Origin of the sequence: Acinetobacter sp. RG5, assembly GCF_031844265.1 — a bacterium.
GTDB lineage: Bacteria > Pseudomonadota > Gammaproteobacteria > Pseudomonadales > Moraxellaceae > Acinetobacter.
The window spans coordinates 174,510-190,128 of record NZ_JAUZUV010000003.1 but is presented as its reverse complement, the minus strand read 5'-3'; the positions used below and the strand labels follow the sequence as shown (position 1 = coordinate 190,128).

The window sequence follows — 15,619 nt, the reverse complement described above, 5'->3', positions numbered from 1 at the left end:
TATATTTTTCAACATCCTAATAAATTAGCCAAATAAAACGCTTGTATATCTCAAAATAAGCGGTATGATAATCCCAACTAGAAAAATTCTTGTTTTGGTTAGTCTTCTTTTAAGTATCGCAGTTTTAGTCATAAACCTTCGTATTACAGATCAAAAAGCTCCATCCTTTTTATTTTTCAAAGTTACAGTTAGTCATCTGAAATTTTGGCTATAAATTCATACGATTCAATAGGTTATATTATGTCTAATACAGTTAACGGTACAGTAAAATGGTTCAACGAAACTAAAGGTTTCGGTTTCATTCAACAAGAATCAGGTCCAGACGTTTTTGCTCATTTCAGCGAAATCACTGGTTCAGGTTTCAAAACTTTAGTTGAAGGTCAAAAGGTTTCTTTCAGCGTAGCTCAAGGTCAAAAAGGCCCTACAGCTGTAAATATCGTTGCTCTATAATTTAGACGCAAGATATTAAAAAAAAGCACTCTTAGAGTGCTTTTTTTGTGCCTGTAATTTCTTTCATTCAGCGCTAGTTTTTAAAGATTATTGGGTTGATCTAAAAACCGGTGTGCTCTATGCCAGGCTAAAAATACCGGATCAGGTGCAAAACGTTTTGGTACGTCGATTCGTTTACCGTGATAGGGTTTTAAATAGGCGTATAAACTCGCATCTTGCTTGGCTTGATTCGCAAGACACACTTTAAGCCCTTTATCTAGCGTGATAAATCCTTGATCAAAAGCTTGATCCAATAAAGAAGATAAACAAATTCCATTACGCGGATTTTTTCGGTGTGCCTGATTTTCAGACCAGGGTACGATATGAGAAGCCACTAAAAAAGTTTTGGTCTTAATGCCGGAGATCGCACATTGATATTGATAATTAAGTTTAACTTGTAAAGCAAATTTCTGGTGTGGCGAACCGCGAACATTTACCCTTGCATATTGATCTTCAACACTATAATCAAGGATTTCTTGACGCAAATGCGTATCTAGTAAAGTGTCCTGTTTTTCTCCTCTTCCCGCTAATTTAAGTAATCGCCAAAAATCATCTGCCGTGATCTCATTCATGCCATATTGTTGAAAAAAATGTGCCCAAGTATTTCCGCGTGGTTTAAAAGTCCATTGAAAATCTTCCAAATCGGACTGTAGAATGGGATCTATAAAACGTATACCATCGATCACTTCCGCAAAGACCGGTTTGGTTCGGCGTTTTTGATGATTTTGAGGAATAGCAGTAGGTGCAATAATCTTGGCTATACGGCCTGCACCATAAAGATAGAATTGATTTTTAATTTCAGAGGCTTTTTGCGGTCGGCGATATAGAAAGAAATCTCCTTCCCTGACTCTATTATATTTAGACTGATCCCAATGATATTCTTCAAAGTCTAGATCCCCATAGACGAGATGATCAGCTTTACTATCGAAAATAAAAAATCGGGTATCAGCTAAATCCATCTGTTGAAAAGCCCATAATGTATCCACCTGCCCACCCTCTAGAAATTATAATATTCATTTAATTTAATCTTTGAATATTCTCAGAAAACTTCTCTCTAAGAAAGCTTCAATCAGACTTTAGGCATTTTATTTAAGGCAATAAAAAACCCCCAATAAAATCCTATTAGGGTTTCTTTTAGAATAATGGAGAAATTAAATAATTAAAGAAATTCTTCCAGCACCGAATTTAAAAAGATATGCCCCTGCTCGGTACATGAAAGCCGATCTTGATCATCGACCATTAATTTTCTATCACGTAAAGAACTCAGTAACTCATCTAAAGTATCTAGACTCAAACCGGTACGTTCAGCATAGAGTTTGGCTTCCACACCCTGATTTAAACGTAAGGCATTCATCATAAATTCAAAAGACAGGTCGGCATCTTCAATGCGCTTAAACTGCACATGTTCTGCAGGTACTTTGGCTAAGTAGTCCTTAGGTAGACGGGTTTTCTGGAACCGATACACGCCATCCGGCTGAGTGACTTTGCCATGTGCTCCGGCGCCAATTGCCAGATAATCACCAAACTGCCAGTAATTCAGATTATGCGCTGAAGGCAGTTCTTTACGCCAAGCCGAAACTTCATAGTTGACAAAACCCTGGGCTTTTAAATAAAGCTCACCCTGCTCCTGAATATCTTCCAATACTTCATCGACAGGCAAAATCGGTTGAGTCCGGAAAAATACCGTATTGGGTTCAATCGTCAACTGATACCAGGAAATATGCGTAGCACCCTGTTCTACCGCCAGTTTTAAATCATGTAAAGCCTGTTCTAAAGTCTGTTCCGGTAAACCATGCATCAAGTCGACGTTAATGCGCTGAAAGCCAGCTTCACGTGCCAGCCCAATGGCAGAAATCGCATCTTCATTGCTGTGAATCCGTCCCAAACGCTTGAGATGCTCGGTATTAAAACTCTGCACCCCAATTGACAAACGATTAATGCCGGCCTGCAAATAACCGGCAAACGGATCATGTTCGACCGTACCGGGATTGGCTTCCAGCGTAATCTCACAGCCTTCGGCAAAGGGAATAACGGCTTTGAGCTGATCAAATAACCATTGATAGCCTAGGGCAGAAATCAGTGACGGCGTCCCCCCACCAATAAAGACACTGTGAATCTGCCGGCCTTGGGCAAAATCGACCTGAGTTTTAAAGTCTTCCACCAGTGCTCGTAAATATTCCTGTTCCAATTCCAGTGATAGCTGACCATCCGGAACCGCATGTGAATTGAAGTCACAATAAGGACATTTGCGCACACACCAAGGCATATGAATATATAAGGACAAAGGGACAGCAGCAGGATTCAATTCAGCCAAAGAACTACTCAAAAACGATTACAAGATATAGCGGAATTTTAACATGACTCGGCGGCAACACTGCTAAAATTAAATTTGATCGTGTGATATGCCTAAAAATTTAAATAGAATTAGTCAGTTAAAATTATGAAAATATCTTCTCAACTTATTATTTTACTTCCTTTGGTTTTTGCAATCGGTGTTTTATTGACACTCCAGACCGCAATTAATACACAACTAAAAGAATATTTATATTCTCCTATTCAAGCTGCATTTTTTTCCTTTTTGATTGGTACAATAGTGCTCGCCGTAATCGTACTTTTTCAGTCCAATCCCAAACCCGGTTTACAGGAACTGATGAGTGTTCCCTGGTATTTATGGCTCGGGGGCATCGTGGGTGTATACGCGATTAGCATGAGCATTTATGCAGCGCCCAAACTTGGCTTTCTGGTTCTTAGCGGTCTCATTATTTTTGGTCAGATGGTGATGTCGATGCTGGTCGATCATCTGGGATTATTGGGTAATGAAAAAATGCCGATTAATTGGCAACGTCTTTTAGGCGGCGTGGTAATTTTTATTGGTGTGCTTCTCACTTTACAACGCTAAACCTTCTATTTAAGCACATGATCACGATGAGTAATTTTTGTGTCGAATGTTTCACCAGTCACAACCTTTGGTTTTGAATTAAAAAAACTGTTTCATCTGATGTTACCCATTCTGGTGACCCAATTTTCTCAGGCTGGTCTGGGTCTGATTGATACCATTATGGCCGGTCACCTGTCTGCTACCGATCTTGCCGCGATTGCCGTCGGAGTAGGACTCTGGATTCCGGTGATGCTGCTGTTTAGTGGCATTATGATTGCCACGACGCCTTTGGTTGCTGAGGCCAATGGCGCACGTACACCTGAAAAAATTGCCACCATTGCACGTCAATCACTTTGGGTTGCCCTGATTCTTGGGGTAATTGCCGGCTTGATTCTACAAGTTTTGCCAGCCCTTTTACCTCTCTTGGGTGTACCGGAAAGCTTGCAGCCCAAAGCCGGTTTATTCCTGCATGCGATTGGTTTTGGTATGCCTGCGGTAACCATGTATGCAGCCTTACGCGGCTACTCAGAAGCGATTGGAAATCCTCGCCCGGTCACCGTGATTAGTTTATTGGCGCTGGTTTTGCTGGTTCCGCTGAACTATATCTTTATGTATGGTATTGGCCCTGTTCCGGCCCTGGGCAGTGCAGGCTGTGGGTTTGCCACAGCGATTTTGCAGTGGTTAATGCTCATGACTCTGGCATTGTATATCTTTAAGAATAAGGCCTATCAACGTACCCAGCCTTTTACTCATTGGGAAAAAATCAACCCGGAATGGGTGAAGCGTATTCTGCAACTGGGTTTTCCGATTGGATTGGCGATCTTCTTTGAGGTCAGTATTTTCAGTACAGCAGCAATTGTGCTGAGTCCTTTGGGTGAGACCATTGTCGCTGCCCATCAGATTGCTATTTCTGTCACTTCACAACTGTTCATGATTCCCATGTCACTGGCGATTGCCCTGACCATTCGGGTTGGCACCTACTATGGTGAACAGAACTGGCAAGCCATGCGTAAAGTACAATATCTCGGCCTGATTACTGCCACTATTCTGGCGATCCTGACCATGATTCTGCTTTGGGTTTTTCGCAATGAAATCGTGGCACTCTACACCTCAGATCTGATCGTGACCCAAATTGCAGTCTATCTGATTCTGTTTGCCATTGCCTATCAGCTGATGGATGCCTGGCAGATCAGTGCGGCAGGTTGTCTGCGCGGCATGCAGGATACCAAGGGGCCAATGTGGATTACCATGCTGGCTTACTGGGTCATCGCCTTCCCGGTCGGGGTGTATTTGTCCCGCTTTACCGACATGGGCGCCGCCGGTGTCTGGGTTGGCCTGATTGTAGGCCTCAGCGTAGCTTGTATACTTTTATTGGGCCGTTTATATGGCAATAATAAACGCTTAAGTCTAAACAACTAAACACTTTTATTTGATTAATTTAAGCTAGAAAATGCGCTGAGATTAAAGATCCAGCGCATTTTTTAATCCTTGTAGAATCTCAGATTCATCCACTACATCTTTAATCACCACCTGCCCCACAATCACATCCGTACCATTAAAACTCATGGTGGGTGAACCATATAGCTCATAACCTTCATTTAAGGCACGGGTCACCCGCGCACAAAAATGTACATCATCTTTCCCGGTAAAATATCGATAGACTTTCATTGAATTTTCTTCATTACTACACTCTGTTTATTCTAAGCTTTTAGCTATAAAACAACATTCAGAATTAGTACTCGGTCTTATCTAAAACGATGACGGATTCCGGCATATTCTTATAGTTTAAACGCAAGCAATAAAGATAAATCTTTTAACAAATCAAAGATGATGCATTAAACATGGAGAAGCTGAAGGAAATCACAACACAACCTCTACAATTAAATCTAGGCAATTGAACCTTTGTCACCTATGATCAAATACATCCATTCATAGTTGGTTTCAAGGAATCTCGCATGGCAAAAACGGCTAGCACACCCGGTCGTCGCTTTATGAAACTTGCCGGAATGACCGCAAGTATTGCAGGTAAAACCCTCTCCAATTCCATTAAAAATTTAACTGCCGATGACGAGCAGAAAAATACTGCGCGCAGTAAATTATTTCAGGATATTGGGGTGCAGATTGCGGATACCTTGGGAGAGATGAAAGGCGCAGTCATGAAAGTTGGCCAGATTGCCTCGCAATATAAAGATGTTTTCCCGCCCGAAGTCGCTAAAGCCATTGCTAAATTACAGCGTCAGGCCCCACCCATGCCGTTTAAAGAAATTCAGGCACAAGTAGAAAAAGAATTGGGTAAACCTTTGCAGCAACTTTTCCAGCAGTTTGATGAACAGCCATTTGCCGCGGCCTCGATTGGTCAGGTGCATAAAGCCACCCTGCCGAATGGCCAGCAAGTTGTGGTCAAGGTGCAATATCCTGGTGTCGATGAAGCCTGCGAAAGCGACCTGAAGCAAGTTCGTCTGGCACTGCGCATGATGGGCGTATTAAAGATTGATCGTAAACTTCAAGAGCAGCTTTTTAAAGAAATTCAGCACAGTCTGGACAATGAGTTGAACTATGAAATTGAAGCCCAGAATCTGGAAATCGCTCGTGCCTTCCATGAATCTCTGGACAATAAAATTGTGATTCCGAAAGTGTTTCATGAGTATTCATCGCGACATATTTTGACCTTAAGCCAGGAGCTTGGTGACAGTATCGAAACCGCCAGCACCTGGTCACTCGAGATCCGAAATGCTTTGGGACGTCGTCTGTTGCGCGCCATTGGCCAAGAAATTTTTTATCTGAAACGCTTTCATTGTGACCCGCATCCGGGTAACTTCGCCTTCCGTGAAGATGGCTCTGTGATTGTTTATGATTATGGTGGCGTCAAAACCTTATCAACTGAAGTGATTGGACATTTTAGGGAACTGATCCATGCTGCACGCGAGAAGAATATTCCCGTGATCGAGCAACAACTGGATGCACTGCATTCCTTGACTGAAACTGGAAAATTCCCGAAAGAATTATATGAACAATGGCTGGAAGTGCTCATGCGTCCTCTGGTCACTCACTATGATTTTGCCGAAAACTCAGCGCATCATGATGGGATGGAGCTACTAAAACCTTCGTTGAAATATTGGGATGTATTTAAGCCCTCTCCTGATACCTTGATGGTGAACCGGACAATTTCAGGACAATACTGGAACCTGATTCATCTCAAAGTACATGATGATTTAAGCGATGTATTTGAAGAACTGGTACCGAGTCGAAGCTAAGTTGAGACGATAGGCTTACACGCTGTAACCCTAGATTACTTGAAATATCAAATGTTACATTATAACATTTAATCAAGAATCATGAGGAAGTTAGATATGCGTTCAGATATCCATCCCGAGTATCGTGAAGTGTTATTCCATGATACCAATGCCGATGCCTATTTCGTGATTGGCAGCACGATGAACTCGAGCCAAACCAAAGAATATCAAGGTAAAACATATCCTTATGTAACACTAGATATTTCAAGCGCTTCTCATCCTTTCTATACGGGTGAGCAACGTCAGACCAGCAATGAAGGACGTGTGGCAAGCTTTAATAAACGTTTTGGCCGCTTTAAACGTGGTTAAAATCGAAAACCCTCGGTTATCTTAAGATTTAAATCGTGGTTTATGTCAGGAAATGACCTCCAATTTCCTGACTTTTTTATGCGCTGATTTTAACTCTGTGCCAACACGAGTGAAGTTAAATAAAAGCCCAGCGCCAGAACAATAATGCCGACAATCAAGCTGGATAATGCATATAAAAGCGCTAGGCCCATAGCGCCATGTTTCAATAAAACAAAGCTTTCCAGACCGAAACTGGAAAATGTGGTAAAACCACCGAGAATCCCCACCATTAAAAACAGACGAGCTTCTTGTTGGAGTGCTGGATATTTCTGGCTACAGGCAAAAAAAATCCCGGCACATAAACAGCCTAAAATATTGATCCACCAGGTGGGCCAGGGAAATTGCATTTGTGGTTTAAACAGCCAAAGTCCTGCTGCATAACGCAGACTGGCACCGATTGCCCCACCCATTGCCACCCAAAGCCAGCTCATATTTTTTCCTGTTCTATTTATTGATCAAGTTTATTTTATCCAAAGTTTCGTATTGAGCATGGATAAATTTCACTATTATCTTGAACCGAAAATCAATGAAATACCATGGAACTTCGCAAGAAAATTGCTATATTTATTGCATCCAATTTTCATGAATGGCACAGGAAAAACAGTATGGCACAGGATTTATTGGCCCAGTTGGCAGCAGGCGAAGCAAAATTTGCAGATGTGATTACTTATATCGAATCGCGTTATACGCATACACCGACTGCATTTAAAAATGGCCAGCAGAATAATGCGGCCACAGAAAACCAGGGCAGCGCCAAAGTCTTTTCTTTTGCACAATTAAATGGTCTGGATCAGGCACAGACCTTAAGCCTGTTTGCTGAGCATTATGCTTCTGTATTGGCAACGCCAGAGGCGACTGATCATCAGAATATCCGCCAGTTTATGCTCAATGGCTGGGATGGAATTGCCTTTGAAGGTCAAGCTTTAACTGCGAAGTAAGTACTAAGCAGATAAAAAAACCGCTCATCAGAGCGGTTTTTTATGAGACTCGGAAACATGCATGAAGCTGGCTTTAGCTCTTAGCGACTTTTTCAATCCACTTAATAGAACTGACGCGGAAAACTTCACAGGCACCATCACCCGTATCGGTCGGAGTTAAGGATGATTTCCAGACCAGATCTTTGTCACGCACTTCAACCAGTTCCCCTTGCATACGCACCAGATCGCCACGCTTTACTTTTTTAATTGCCTTGGCAATTTCAGGATTGGCAGGAATGATATGCATATTGGACACCATCTGCTTGGCTTGTTCTACCGGCACTGGCACCCGATCCATTTTCCAGTTTAAATAACGGTCATATTGATTCACTGTGATATGTCGGGCAATTTCAGGTTCAGCAAACAGCCCCCAACTGACGGCATAATCAATCGGAGAGAATTTGGCTTGCGGGTCAGAACTATAAACCTTGGAACCCAGAATACGGAAATCACCTTTAAAGGGCTGCAAGACCGAAATTGACTGGCCTTTAACGACAGGAGGCAAACCTTTGGCAATATTGTGGTCGACCGAGCTATAGCCCGAAATAGGCAGCAACAGGCTGGCCAGCAAAGCATAATGTTTAAAGTATTTGAGCATAATTTTTAATCTAATCCTAATCAAGTTGATCAAACGTTTTAAGGATATCTTCCTTGATCTTACGGATTTTTTAATGAATAAACAGTTGAACTTGGTAACAAACTGCACGTATTTAGTCAGCTCGATATATGCCTGTCATTTTATTTTTCAGTTAAGCTAGAACGTATTTCCATCAAATTAAAATAACTCAAATGCTGTATAAACTTTATCAACAACATATCTTTCCGCATCTGCTGAATCAAGTGATGCAAACGCCATCCTTGATGGACTTGCGTCGTGAACTACTTTTGGATATTTCCGGTGAAGTACTGGAAATTGGTTTTGGTACCGGCCTGAATCTGCCTTTTTATCAATCGGTTGATAAGGTCTATGCACTAGAACCAAACCCGACGATCTTCAAACTGGCAGAATCACGAATTCAACAGGCCGCTTTTCAGGTCGAACATATTCAGGCCAGTGCAGAAGCTTTACCTTTTGCCGAAAATAGTCTGGAAAATATTGTATCTACCTGGACGCTTTGTAGTATTGCAGAGCTGGAACAGAGCCTGCAGGAAATTTATCGTGTGCTACAACCGGGTGGGACTTTACATGTGGTCGAACATGTTCTGAATCGACAAAATTTAAATATTCAGCGTCTACAACATTTACTCACTCCCATTCAAAAGAAAGTCGCAGATGGCTGTCATCTGAATCGGGATATTGAGACCGCCTTGCTGGAAACCGGTTTTGAAATAGAAACTTTAAATTATGTAGATGCGGAAGGTATACCCAAGATTGGCCAACGCATGTTGTTAGCACGTGTTCGTAAACCAGGAAGCTAATTTACGACCATCTTATATTTAGTGTGGCTGAAGGTGGGTTACTTGCAGCAACTGACAATGAGCACGATATTCAGAGCCCGTCCCGACCCGGAATTCTTGTCCAGTCGTGCCTGAATGAACTGTCACCAGATCACCAGTGAGCGTGATTTTCTGCCCCGATTTTAGCCGGCGAATCTGATCGGCAATTTTTTCAGTGGCAGCAATCAGACTAAAATACTGTACATGCGTATTGACGAAGTCACGCTCCGCTTTATTGGTTTGTCCTTCGAGCTGATAGCAGCGTTTTGCTTCATCAAACTCCAGTTTTGCCTGTATAGCGGGCAGCGGTTGAGTCAGCAACAGCACATCAATATTACTCAGATAGGCCAGATCATTAAAATGCCCCACCACAGGGCTGGCCTGATGCAGCACCCGACGATCAGGTTTTACGAAACGGTGATCATGCACAATATAAGTCGCGGAAATGCGCTTAACGGGTTCTACTTTAAAGTTTTTAAGTACGCCCTTTTCTTGTAGATGCGGAATGGCACGAAAAAATTCATTCCACACCCAGAGTCCTAGCATAAACAGCAGCGCAGTGATCAGTAATTTTTGCATAATTTTTATTCTTCACTGGATTTTGGTTAATCCTGAAAATCAATCCGAATGGTTTCAAAACGTACCCGTCCTTCCTGAACCGCACGGGCAATAGCTTGCTGGCCTTTGGTCAGACGTGCTCCGCCACTTTTAATGTCAATCAAGACCACTTCAATATCTTCAGCATCGCCTTCGCCATCACGAAAATCGGTATAACCATCAAAGACCACATAATCGACTGGATCACCCAGAAACTTAGCATCACTCGGCAGATATTGAAATTCCGGCATGATCGGCGCGAGCTGTTCCGCCATTTTGCCTTTGAGAACGGCACGGCTGGTATTCACGCTGCGTTTTTGCGCGGCAATGAGAGACTGCTGATGCTCCAGTTCCAGCTCGGCAATATATTGCTCATATTCGGCCTTGATCCGTCCATTACGCGTTTGACTTAAAATAATAGTGGTCAATACCACCCCGATACATGCGCCAATCAGCATGGCCATCCATATGGACATTCAATCTTCCTAATTTGCCTGATTTTTATAGCATCGCATTCGACTGAAGTTGAGGACTTCGGCCATTTGCATACTTGAAAAGAATGATATGCTAGGCCGGAACAGAATAAAATCACCTTGAGTCATGAAAACAATTTTAGTTGCGAATCAGAAAGGCGGTTGTGGCAAAACCATGACAGCCATTAGTTTGGCGTCAGCACTCGCACAAAAGGGTTATAAGGTGGCATTGGCCGATGCCGACAACCAGAAATCAACATTGCAATGGCTCAAGCATCGTCCGGCACAGGCAGCGCAGATCCAAAGTCTGGACTGGCGCAATAGCAAGTCCATTGGTGATGCGCCGAAACAGATCGAATACCTGATTATTGATGCACCAGGTGCTTTGACCGATGATCATGCCGAACAGCTGATCAGTGAAGCACATGCGATTATCATCCCGATCCAGCCTTCTTTTTTTGATATCGATTCGACCCGCCGTTTTCTCAAACATTTGCAGGATATTAAACGCATCCGTAAGGGCAAGGTTGAAATTTTACTTTTGGCCAACCGTACCAAACCAAATGCCGCCAGCAATCAGGACATACAACAATTTTTTGACAAGATCGACCAGCAGCCAGTGGCCTGGATTTCGGAACGTGCCCCTTATAGCCGACTGGCTATGGAAGGCCTGTCCGTCTTTGATAAACCTCAGAAAATCTACCGTGAGCTGCAGGCTCAATGGCAACCGGTACTGAATGCCATTATTGATGATCCGAGTCAGTGGTTTTGAGTCAATCATCTGAATCGTGGTATAGCTTTGGGAAAATAATCTCGCTACTTGGCTAGCTATCATTTTCGATCGCTTTTTTTTCAGTTAATATGCCTGAACACGACCTAAAAAATGAGTCATTAAATTCAGTGCAACAGTACGCGCCTACATTACAAAAAGTCTTATTATTTGGATTGTTCTTTATCCTGATTTTTTTGAGTTTTCATATACTCAAGTATTTCATCATTCCTGTAGTTTGGGCAGCCATTATTGCCTATATGACTTGGCCCTTGTATCAATCGGTGTTACGCCTATGCGGCAATCGACCGACATTAAGTGCAACCGTAATGATCTTGGCCGTGATTCTGGTCTTTGGCCTGCCGTTTATTTTCGCCATTTTCATGCTGCAGCACGAAGGTCGTAACCTGTATTTTGAATTGCAACGACAAGTGTTTTCCGGTCACCTGAATGTCCCTGATTTTATTCGCGGGCTTCCGATTGTCGGCAAGGAAATTACCCGAACCTTAAATGAAATTAACACTGATCCGCAGAGTATTGCACTGTCGGTATCGACTTGGATTCAAGGCCATCTGAATTACGGCAAAGTGGTGTTGAATGAAGTGAGCAAAAACATCTTTAAATTATGTTTTGCGATACTTTCGCTGTTTTTCTTCTACCGTGATGGTCAGACCATTTTAAATCAGGTGCGTAAAGCCTTTGAAATGGTGGTCGGTCCACGTGTACATCATTATTTTTCCACCATTTCTGCGACTACACGTGCCGTAGTATATGGCGTCGGTTTGACCGCAATTGCACAATCCTTATTGGCTGGTCTGAGCTATTTTGTTGCAGGTGTGCCGAATCCGATGGTTTTAACCATTGTGACCTTTATTTTTGCCCTGATCCCCTTTGGTCCACCCCTCGCCTATAGTGCGGTGGCGCTATGGCTGTTTTCACAAGGACAAACCATTGAAGCCATTGGGGTCATGGTGTGGGGTGTCTGTATTGTCAGTACTGCCGATAACGTCATTCGTCCACTGGTGATTTCTGGCGCAACCCAGATTCCTTTCCTGCTGATCATGTTTGGAGTCTTGGGTGGTATTGCCAGTTTTGGTCTGGTCGGGGTGTTTATTGGCCCGGTGATTTTGGCTGTACTGCTTGCAATCTGGCGTGAATGGTTACATGAAAGTAATCTGAATGAACCTTTGATGATGCCTAAAGCCACCATGGCACATGAGATTGATCCGGAAACACAAGACACACCGCCCAAAGCACCTTAAAGCATAGATAGAATCGACTTAAACAAAACAAAACATTTAAGTACTGATTCTATATAGAGCTTCTGATCTTGCTCTGTTTAAATGAATCCACAAAACAGAATAAAGATCAGGATGCCAAAATCATGTCTTCATTGTTTAAAATTACGACACTTTGCGCGTTAAGCGCCGCACTTTTTACCGGTTGTGCCTCAACCTCTCCATCAAATGAAGTGGTCAGAGCAGTGACTGTGAATGCAGTAACTGCTCAAGGCGTGAGCCAAGAGATTGGGACCGTCTTACTTAGTGACAGCCCAGCCGGTCTGGTTATTCGTACCAACCTGAAACAACTTCCTGCGGGTGAACGAGGTTTCCATATTCATGAAAATGGTTCATGCGCGCCTGCCATGAAAGACGGCAAGATGGGCGCAGCACTGGCTGCAGGTAGCCATTACAATCCAAATCAGGCACCGCATCACGGTACGCCAGTGACCGGTCATCTCGGTGATTTACCCGCATTGAAAGTCAATACTGACGGAACTGCACGTGTCACCCTGCTTGCGCCACGTCTGAAACTGGCTGATGTTCAGGGTCGTGCGATTATGGTACATGCCGGTGGCGACAACTATTCCGACAACCCATTACCCTTGGGCGGCGGCGGTGCACGTATTGCCTGTGGTGTGATCTAAAACACCTTCATGCCAATGACTAAATAGAAAAACGGGCAACATGCTCGTTTTTTTCATGGATTTTTCTTTTATTTTGGCGTCTAAATTGCATTCAGAACTTTGCGTTTTTACTTTCCGGATCCTGTCCTTGTGAATGCTGCCCGACCTGCGACTGCTACTTTTGTTAAAATTATAAAACCTGCCCTGCTGCCCTTTCAGTCCAGTGCGCTGATGACTTATTGCCTGCAGATCCTGCTGGTGTTTTTAGGTACTACTTTCGGTCTGAAGTTTCTGGGTTATGAGTTCTTGATCGTTCCAGTAACTTTAGGGGCAATTGCCACGGCACTGACTGATTTTGATGACCGGCTAAGCCTGCGTTTGCGCAACCTGTTACTGGTCATCATTCTGTTTTTTAGTGTCAGCAGCATTCTGGAATTTCTTGCTCCGCATAAATTCTGGTTTGCATTGTGGCTGTCACTGTCGAGTGCGCTGTTTATTCTAATGGGCGCCTTAGGCCAACGTTATGCCACAATTTCATTTGGCACCATTTTACTGTCAATCTATACCATGTTTGGCTTGGGCGAATATCAGCACTGGTATGAACAGCCGCTTTATTTTGTCATTGGGGCGCTATGGTACGGCCTGACGTCTATTCTATTTTTTCTGCTGCGTCCTACCTTGCAGGTTCAGGAAAATCTCGCACAAAGCTTGCAGCACATGTCGGATTTATTGCTGAGTAAAGCCAAACTGTTTGATCCGGACCAGCATCCAAATGTTGAAAACCTGCTCTATGAGTTGTCACTTAAAAATACGTTAGTCATTCAGAGTTTTAACCGCAGCAAAGATTCGCTATTGACCCGACTCAAAGCTTCGCGTGCCAATCGCAATACCATTTACTGGCTGAATCTGTATTTTTTGATGCAGGATATTCATGAACAGGCCACGGCCAATTATCTGCATTATGAACAGATTGAACAGCATTTTAGCCGCACTGACCTGATTTTCCGGATTCAAAAAAATATCCGCCTGCAAGCCCTCGCCTGTCAGCATCTGGCAGGCTGTGTGCTGCGCAATGAAAAATTTTATCTGTCTGCAGATGATGAACTGGCATTAAAACATTTACAGGAATCGATGCAGGACTGGATTGCTCAACACCCACAAAATATTGAAGTTAAAAATTTACAGCTTATTCTGGCCAATCTGCTGAGTGTACATGAGCAGTTACAACACCTGCATGATCAACAGGCACTGTATAAGCCACGCTATCAGCAGCATTTTGATGACCTGAGTCTGTTTGATGATGATATTCGCGATAGCACAGATCTCTGGCTGAAACTCAAACCGCACTTGAGTCCGCAATCGGCACTCTTTCGGCATGCTGTGCGGATTGCCATTGTGTTTCTAGTCGGCTATGCCATTTCATTATTGCCCTTTGCGAAAAATGGCTACTGGATTTTACTGACCAGCCTGTTTGTCTGTCAGATCAGTTATTTTGCCACCAAAAGCCGGCTCAAATTGCGGACCCTAGGAACATTATTAGGGGTCATGCTGGGCGTTCCCATTCTGTATTTTGTGCCAAGTGTCGAAGGTCAGTTACTCCTGACAGTGATTTTTGGTGTCGGTTTTTTCTATCTACGTTCCAAAAAATATGCCATGGCCACTCTTATGGCGACCTTGATGGTACTCCTGATTTTTAACCTGAAAGGTGCCGGTTATGCCATTATTTTACCGCGTATTATTGATACCCTCATAGGCTGTCTGATTGCCTGGATGGCAGTAAGCTGGATCTGGCCTGACTGGAATTTCCGCAATATTTCCAGCAATATTAAAAAATCATCACTTGCTACGCTGGACTATTTTGCTGCAGTGGTCGAGCAATATCAAAACGGTAAAGATAACAGTATTGCTTACCGGACTGCACGGCGTCTGGCCCACAATGCACAGATTGATTTATCCAGCATGATTTCAAGCCTGAGTACCGAACCGAATCCAGATCCGCAACTGGTTAAAAGTGCCTTTCGCTATCTGGTTTATAGCCATAGCCAGCTCAGCTATATTGCAGCATTGGGGAGTCACCGTGAGCAGGTTACTGATGCACAAATTCTGGTTTTAATGCGCTGGTGTCAGCAAACCTTAACTGGGGTATTACTGCAACAACAGCCTTTAGCTACCTACGACATCGATCATAAACTGGCAGAAATTCAACGCTTAAGTACCCAGGAAAACCAGTCAGCACATCTGCTTTTGATGCTGAAACAGATCAGTTTATTGTTGGAAACCTTACCGGAATTACTAAAATTACGTCATGAATTATTAGGTGCCGAGATTAAATAACCAACTGCCTTACTTGGTTATAACTTATTAAAAATATTGAATATATCTTTATTATTAAGATTCAATATTCAGGTGATATTCGGTACACTCAGAACTAATTCGGTTAAATCAATATGTA

At 43.1% G+C, this 15,619-nt stretch carries 18 protein-coding genes; 11 read left to right on the top strand and 7 right to left on the bottom strand.

Annotated features, from left to right (window positions below):
• Positions 1–240 precede the first annotated feature (240 nt).
• Positions 241–450: a cold-shock protein gene (locus Q9R21_RS04995; protein ID WP_004281542.1), complete on the top strand. Its 210-nt coding sequence runs from the start codon at positions 241–243 to the stop codon at positions 448–450.
• 80 nt (positions 451–530) lie between these two features.
• Here the strand turns inward: Q9R21_RS04995 and Q9R21_RS04990 are convergent, their stop codons facing one another.
• Together Q9R21_RS04990 and hemW are read right to left on the bottom strand one after the other, a co-directional pair.
• Positions 531–1,475 (bottom strand): HNH endonuclease, encoded by a 945-nt coding sequence (locus Q9R21_RS04990; protein ID WP_311203848.1) that lies wholly within the window; start codon positions 1,473–1,475, stop codon positions 531–533.
• 173 nt (positions 1,476–1,648) lie between these two features.
• On the bottom strand, positions 1,649–2,803 hold the full coding sequence (gene hemW / locus Q9R21_RS04985) for a radical SAM family heme chaperone HemW (protein ID WP_311203847.1): 1,155 nt from the start codon (positions 2,801–2,803) through the stop codon (positions 1,649–1,651).
• A 126-nt stretch (positions 2,804–2,929) separates the two neighbouring features.
• Between hemW and Q9R21_RS04980 the strand changes: the two genes are divergently transcribed.
• Positions 2,930–3,388: a DMT family transporter gene (locus Q9R21_RS04980; protein ID WP_005108571.1), complete on the top strand. Its 459-nt coding sequence runs from the start codon at positions 2,930–2,932 to the stop codon at positions 3,386–3,388.
• A gap of 39 nt (positions 3,389–3,427) precedes the next feature.
• A complete protein-coding gene (locus Q9R21_RS04975) occupies positions 3,428–4,786 on the top strand; it encodes an MATE family efflux transporter (RefSeq protein ID WP_311203846.1) in 1,359 nt (452 codons plus the stop codon).
• A gap of 42 nt (positions 4,787–4,828) precedes the next feature.
• On the opposite strand, the gene Q9R21_RS04970 is transcribed toward Q9R21_RS04975, so the two are convergent.
• Positions 4,829–5,035 carry a DUF1737 domain-containing protein gene (locus Q9R21_RS04970; RefSeq protein ID WP_311203845.1) on the bottom strand — a complete coding sequence of 69 codons (207 nt, stop codon included), beginning with the start codon at positions 5,033–5,035 and terminating at the stop codon, positions 4,829–4,831.
• A 287-nt stretch (positions 5,036–5,322) separates the two neighbouring features.
• Here Q9R21_RS04970 and Q9R21_RS04965 point away from each other — a divergent pair, with 287 nt between their 5' ends.
• The gene (locus tag Q9R21_RS04965; protein WP_311203844.1) at positions 5,323–6,621 is read left to right on the top strand and encodes an AarF/ABC1/UbiB kinase family protein; all 1,299 of its coding nucleotides are present in this window, start codon (positions 5,323–5,325) and stop codon (positions 6,619–6,621) included.
• Between the two features lie 96 nt (positions 6,622–6,717).
• Entirely contained in the window at positions 6,718–6,969 is a 252-nt protein-coding gene (locus Q9R21_RS04960; protein ID WP_004732342.1) for a type B 50S ribosomal protein L31, read from the top strand.
• A gap of 89 nt (positions 6,970–7,058) precedes the next feature.
• Here Q9R21_RS04960 and crcB read toward each other — a convergent pair whose 3' ends face one another.
• Positions 7,059–7,439, bottom strand: coding sequence for a fluoride efflux transporter CrcB (crcB, locus tag Q9R21_RS04955; RefSeq protein ID WP_222112303.1), 381 nt, complete (start codon positions 7,437–7,439; stop codon positions 7,059–7,061).
• Between the two features lie 174 nt (positions 7,440–7,613).
• On the opposite strand from crcB, the gene Q9R21_RS04950 reads away from it, so the two are divergent.
• The gene (locus tag Q9R21_RS04950) at positions 7,614–7,946 is read left to right on the top strand and encodes a HopJ type III effector protein (protein ID WP_005101257.1); all 333 of its coding nucleotides are present in this window, start codon (positions 7,614–7,616) and stop codon (positions 7,944–7,946) included.
• A 73-nt stretch (positions 7,947–8,019) separates the two neighbouring features.
• Here the strand turns inward: Q9R21_RS04950 and Q9R21_RS04945 are convergent, their stop codons facing one another.
• Positions 8,020–8,583, bottom strand: coding sequence for a hypothetical protein (locus Q9R21_RS04945; protein ID WP_253100522.1), 564 nt, complete (start codon positions 8,581–8,583; stop codon positions 8,020–8,022).
• Positions 8,584–8,774: 191 nt separating this feature from the next.
• Here Q9R21_RS04945 and Q9R21_RS04940 point away from each other — a divergent pair, with 191 nt between their 5' ends.
• The gene (locus Q9R21_RS04940; RefSeq protein ID WP_311203843.1) at positions 8,775–9,404 is read left to right on the top strand and encodes a class I SAM-dependent methyltransferase; all 630 of its coding nucleotides are present in this window, start codon (positions 8,775–8,777) and stop codon (positions 9,402–9,404) included.
• 18 nt (positions 9,405–9,422) lie between these two features.
• Here the strand turns inward: Q9R21_RS04940 and Q9R21_RS04935 are convergent, their stop codons facing one another.
• Both Q9R21_RS04935 and Q9R21_RS04930 read right to left on the bottom strand, forming a co-directional pair.
• Positions 9,423–10,001 (bottom strand): hypothetical protein, encoded by a 579-nt coding sequence (locus tag Q9R21_RS04935; protein WP_004732353.1) that lies wholly within the window; start codon positions 9,999–10,001, stop codon positions 9,423–9,425.
• A 26-nt stretch (positions 10,002–10,027) separates the two neighbouring features.
• A complete protein-coding gene (locus Q9R21_RS04930) occupies positions 10,028–10,495 on the bottom strand; it encodes a Holliday junction resolvase-like protein (RefSeq protein ID WP_004645008.1) in 468 nt (155 codons plus the stop codon).
• 124 nt (positions 10,496–10,619) lie between these two features.
• Here Q9R21_RS04930 and Q9R21_RS04925 point away from each other — a divergent pair, with 124 nt between their 5' ends.
• From Q9R21_RS04925 to yccS, 4 genes are all read left to right on the top strand, one after another.
• A complete protein-coding gene (locus tag Q9R21_RS04925) occupies positions 10,620–11,264 on the top strand; it encodes a ParA family protein (protein WP_005249839.1) in 645 nt (214 codons plus the stop codon).
• A gap of 128 nt (positions 11,265–11,392) precedes the next feature.
• On the top strand, positions 11,393–12,523 hold the full coding sequence (locus tag Q9R21_RS04920) for an AI-2E family transporter (protein ID WP_224216247.1): 1,131 nt from the start codon (positions 11,393–11,395) through the stop codon (positions 12,521–12,523).
• 122 nt (positions 12,524–12,645) lie between these two features.
• Entirely contained in the window at positions 12,646–13,188 is a 543-nt protein-coding gene (gene sodC, locus Q9R21_RS04915; RefSeq protein ID WP_224216246.1) for a superoxide dismutase family protein, read from the top strand.
• Positions 13,189–13,317: 129 nt separating this feature from the next.
• Complete coding sequence (yccS, locus tag Q9R21_RS04910; protein WP_311203842.1) at positions 13,318–15,501, top strand: YccS family putative transporter; 2,184 nt, start codon at positions 13,318–13,320, stop codon at positions 15,499–15,501.
• Positions 15,502–15,619 lie beyond the last annotated feature (118 nt).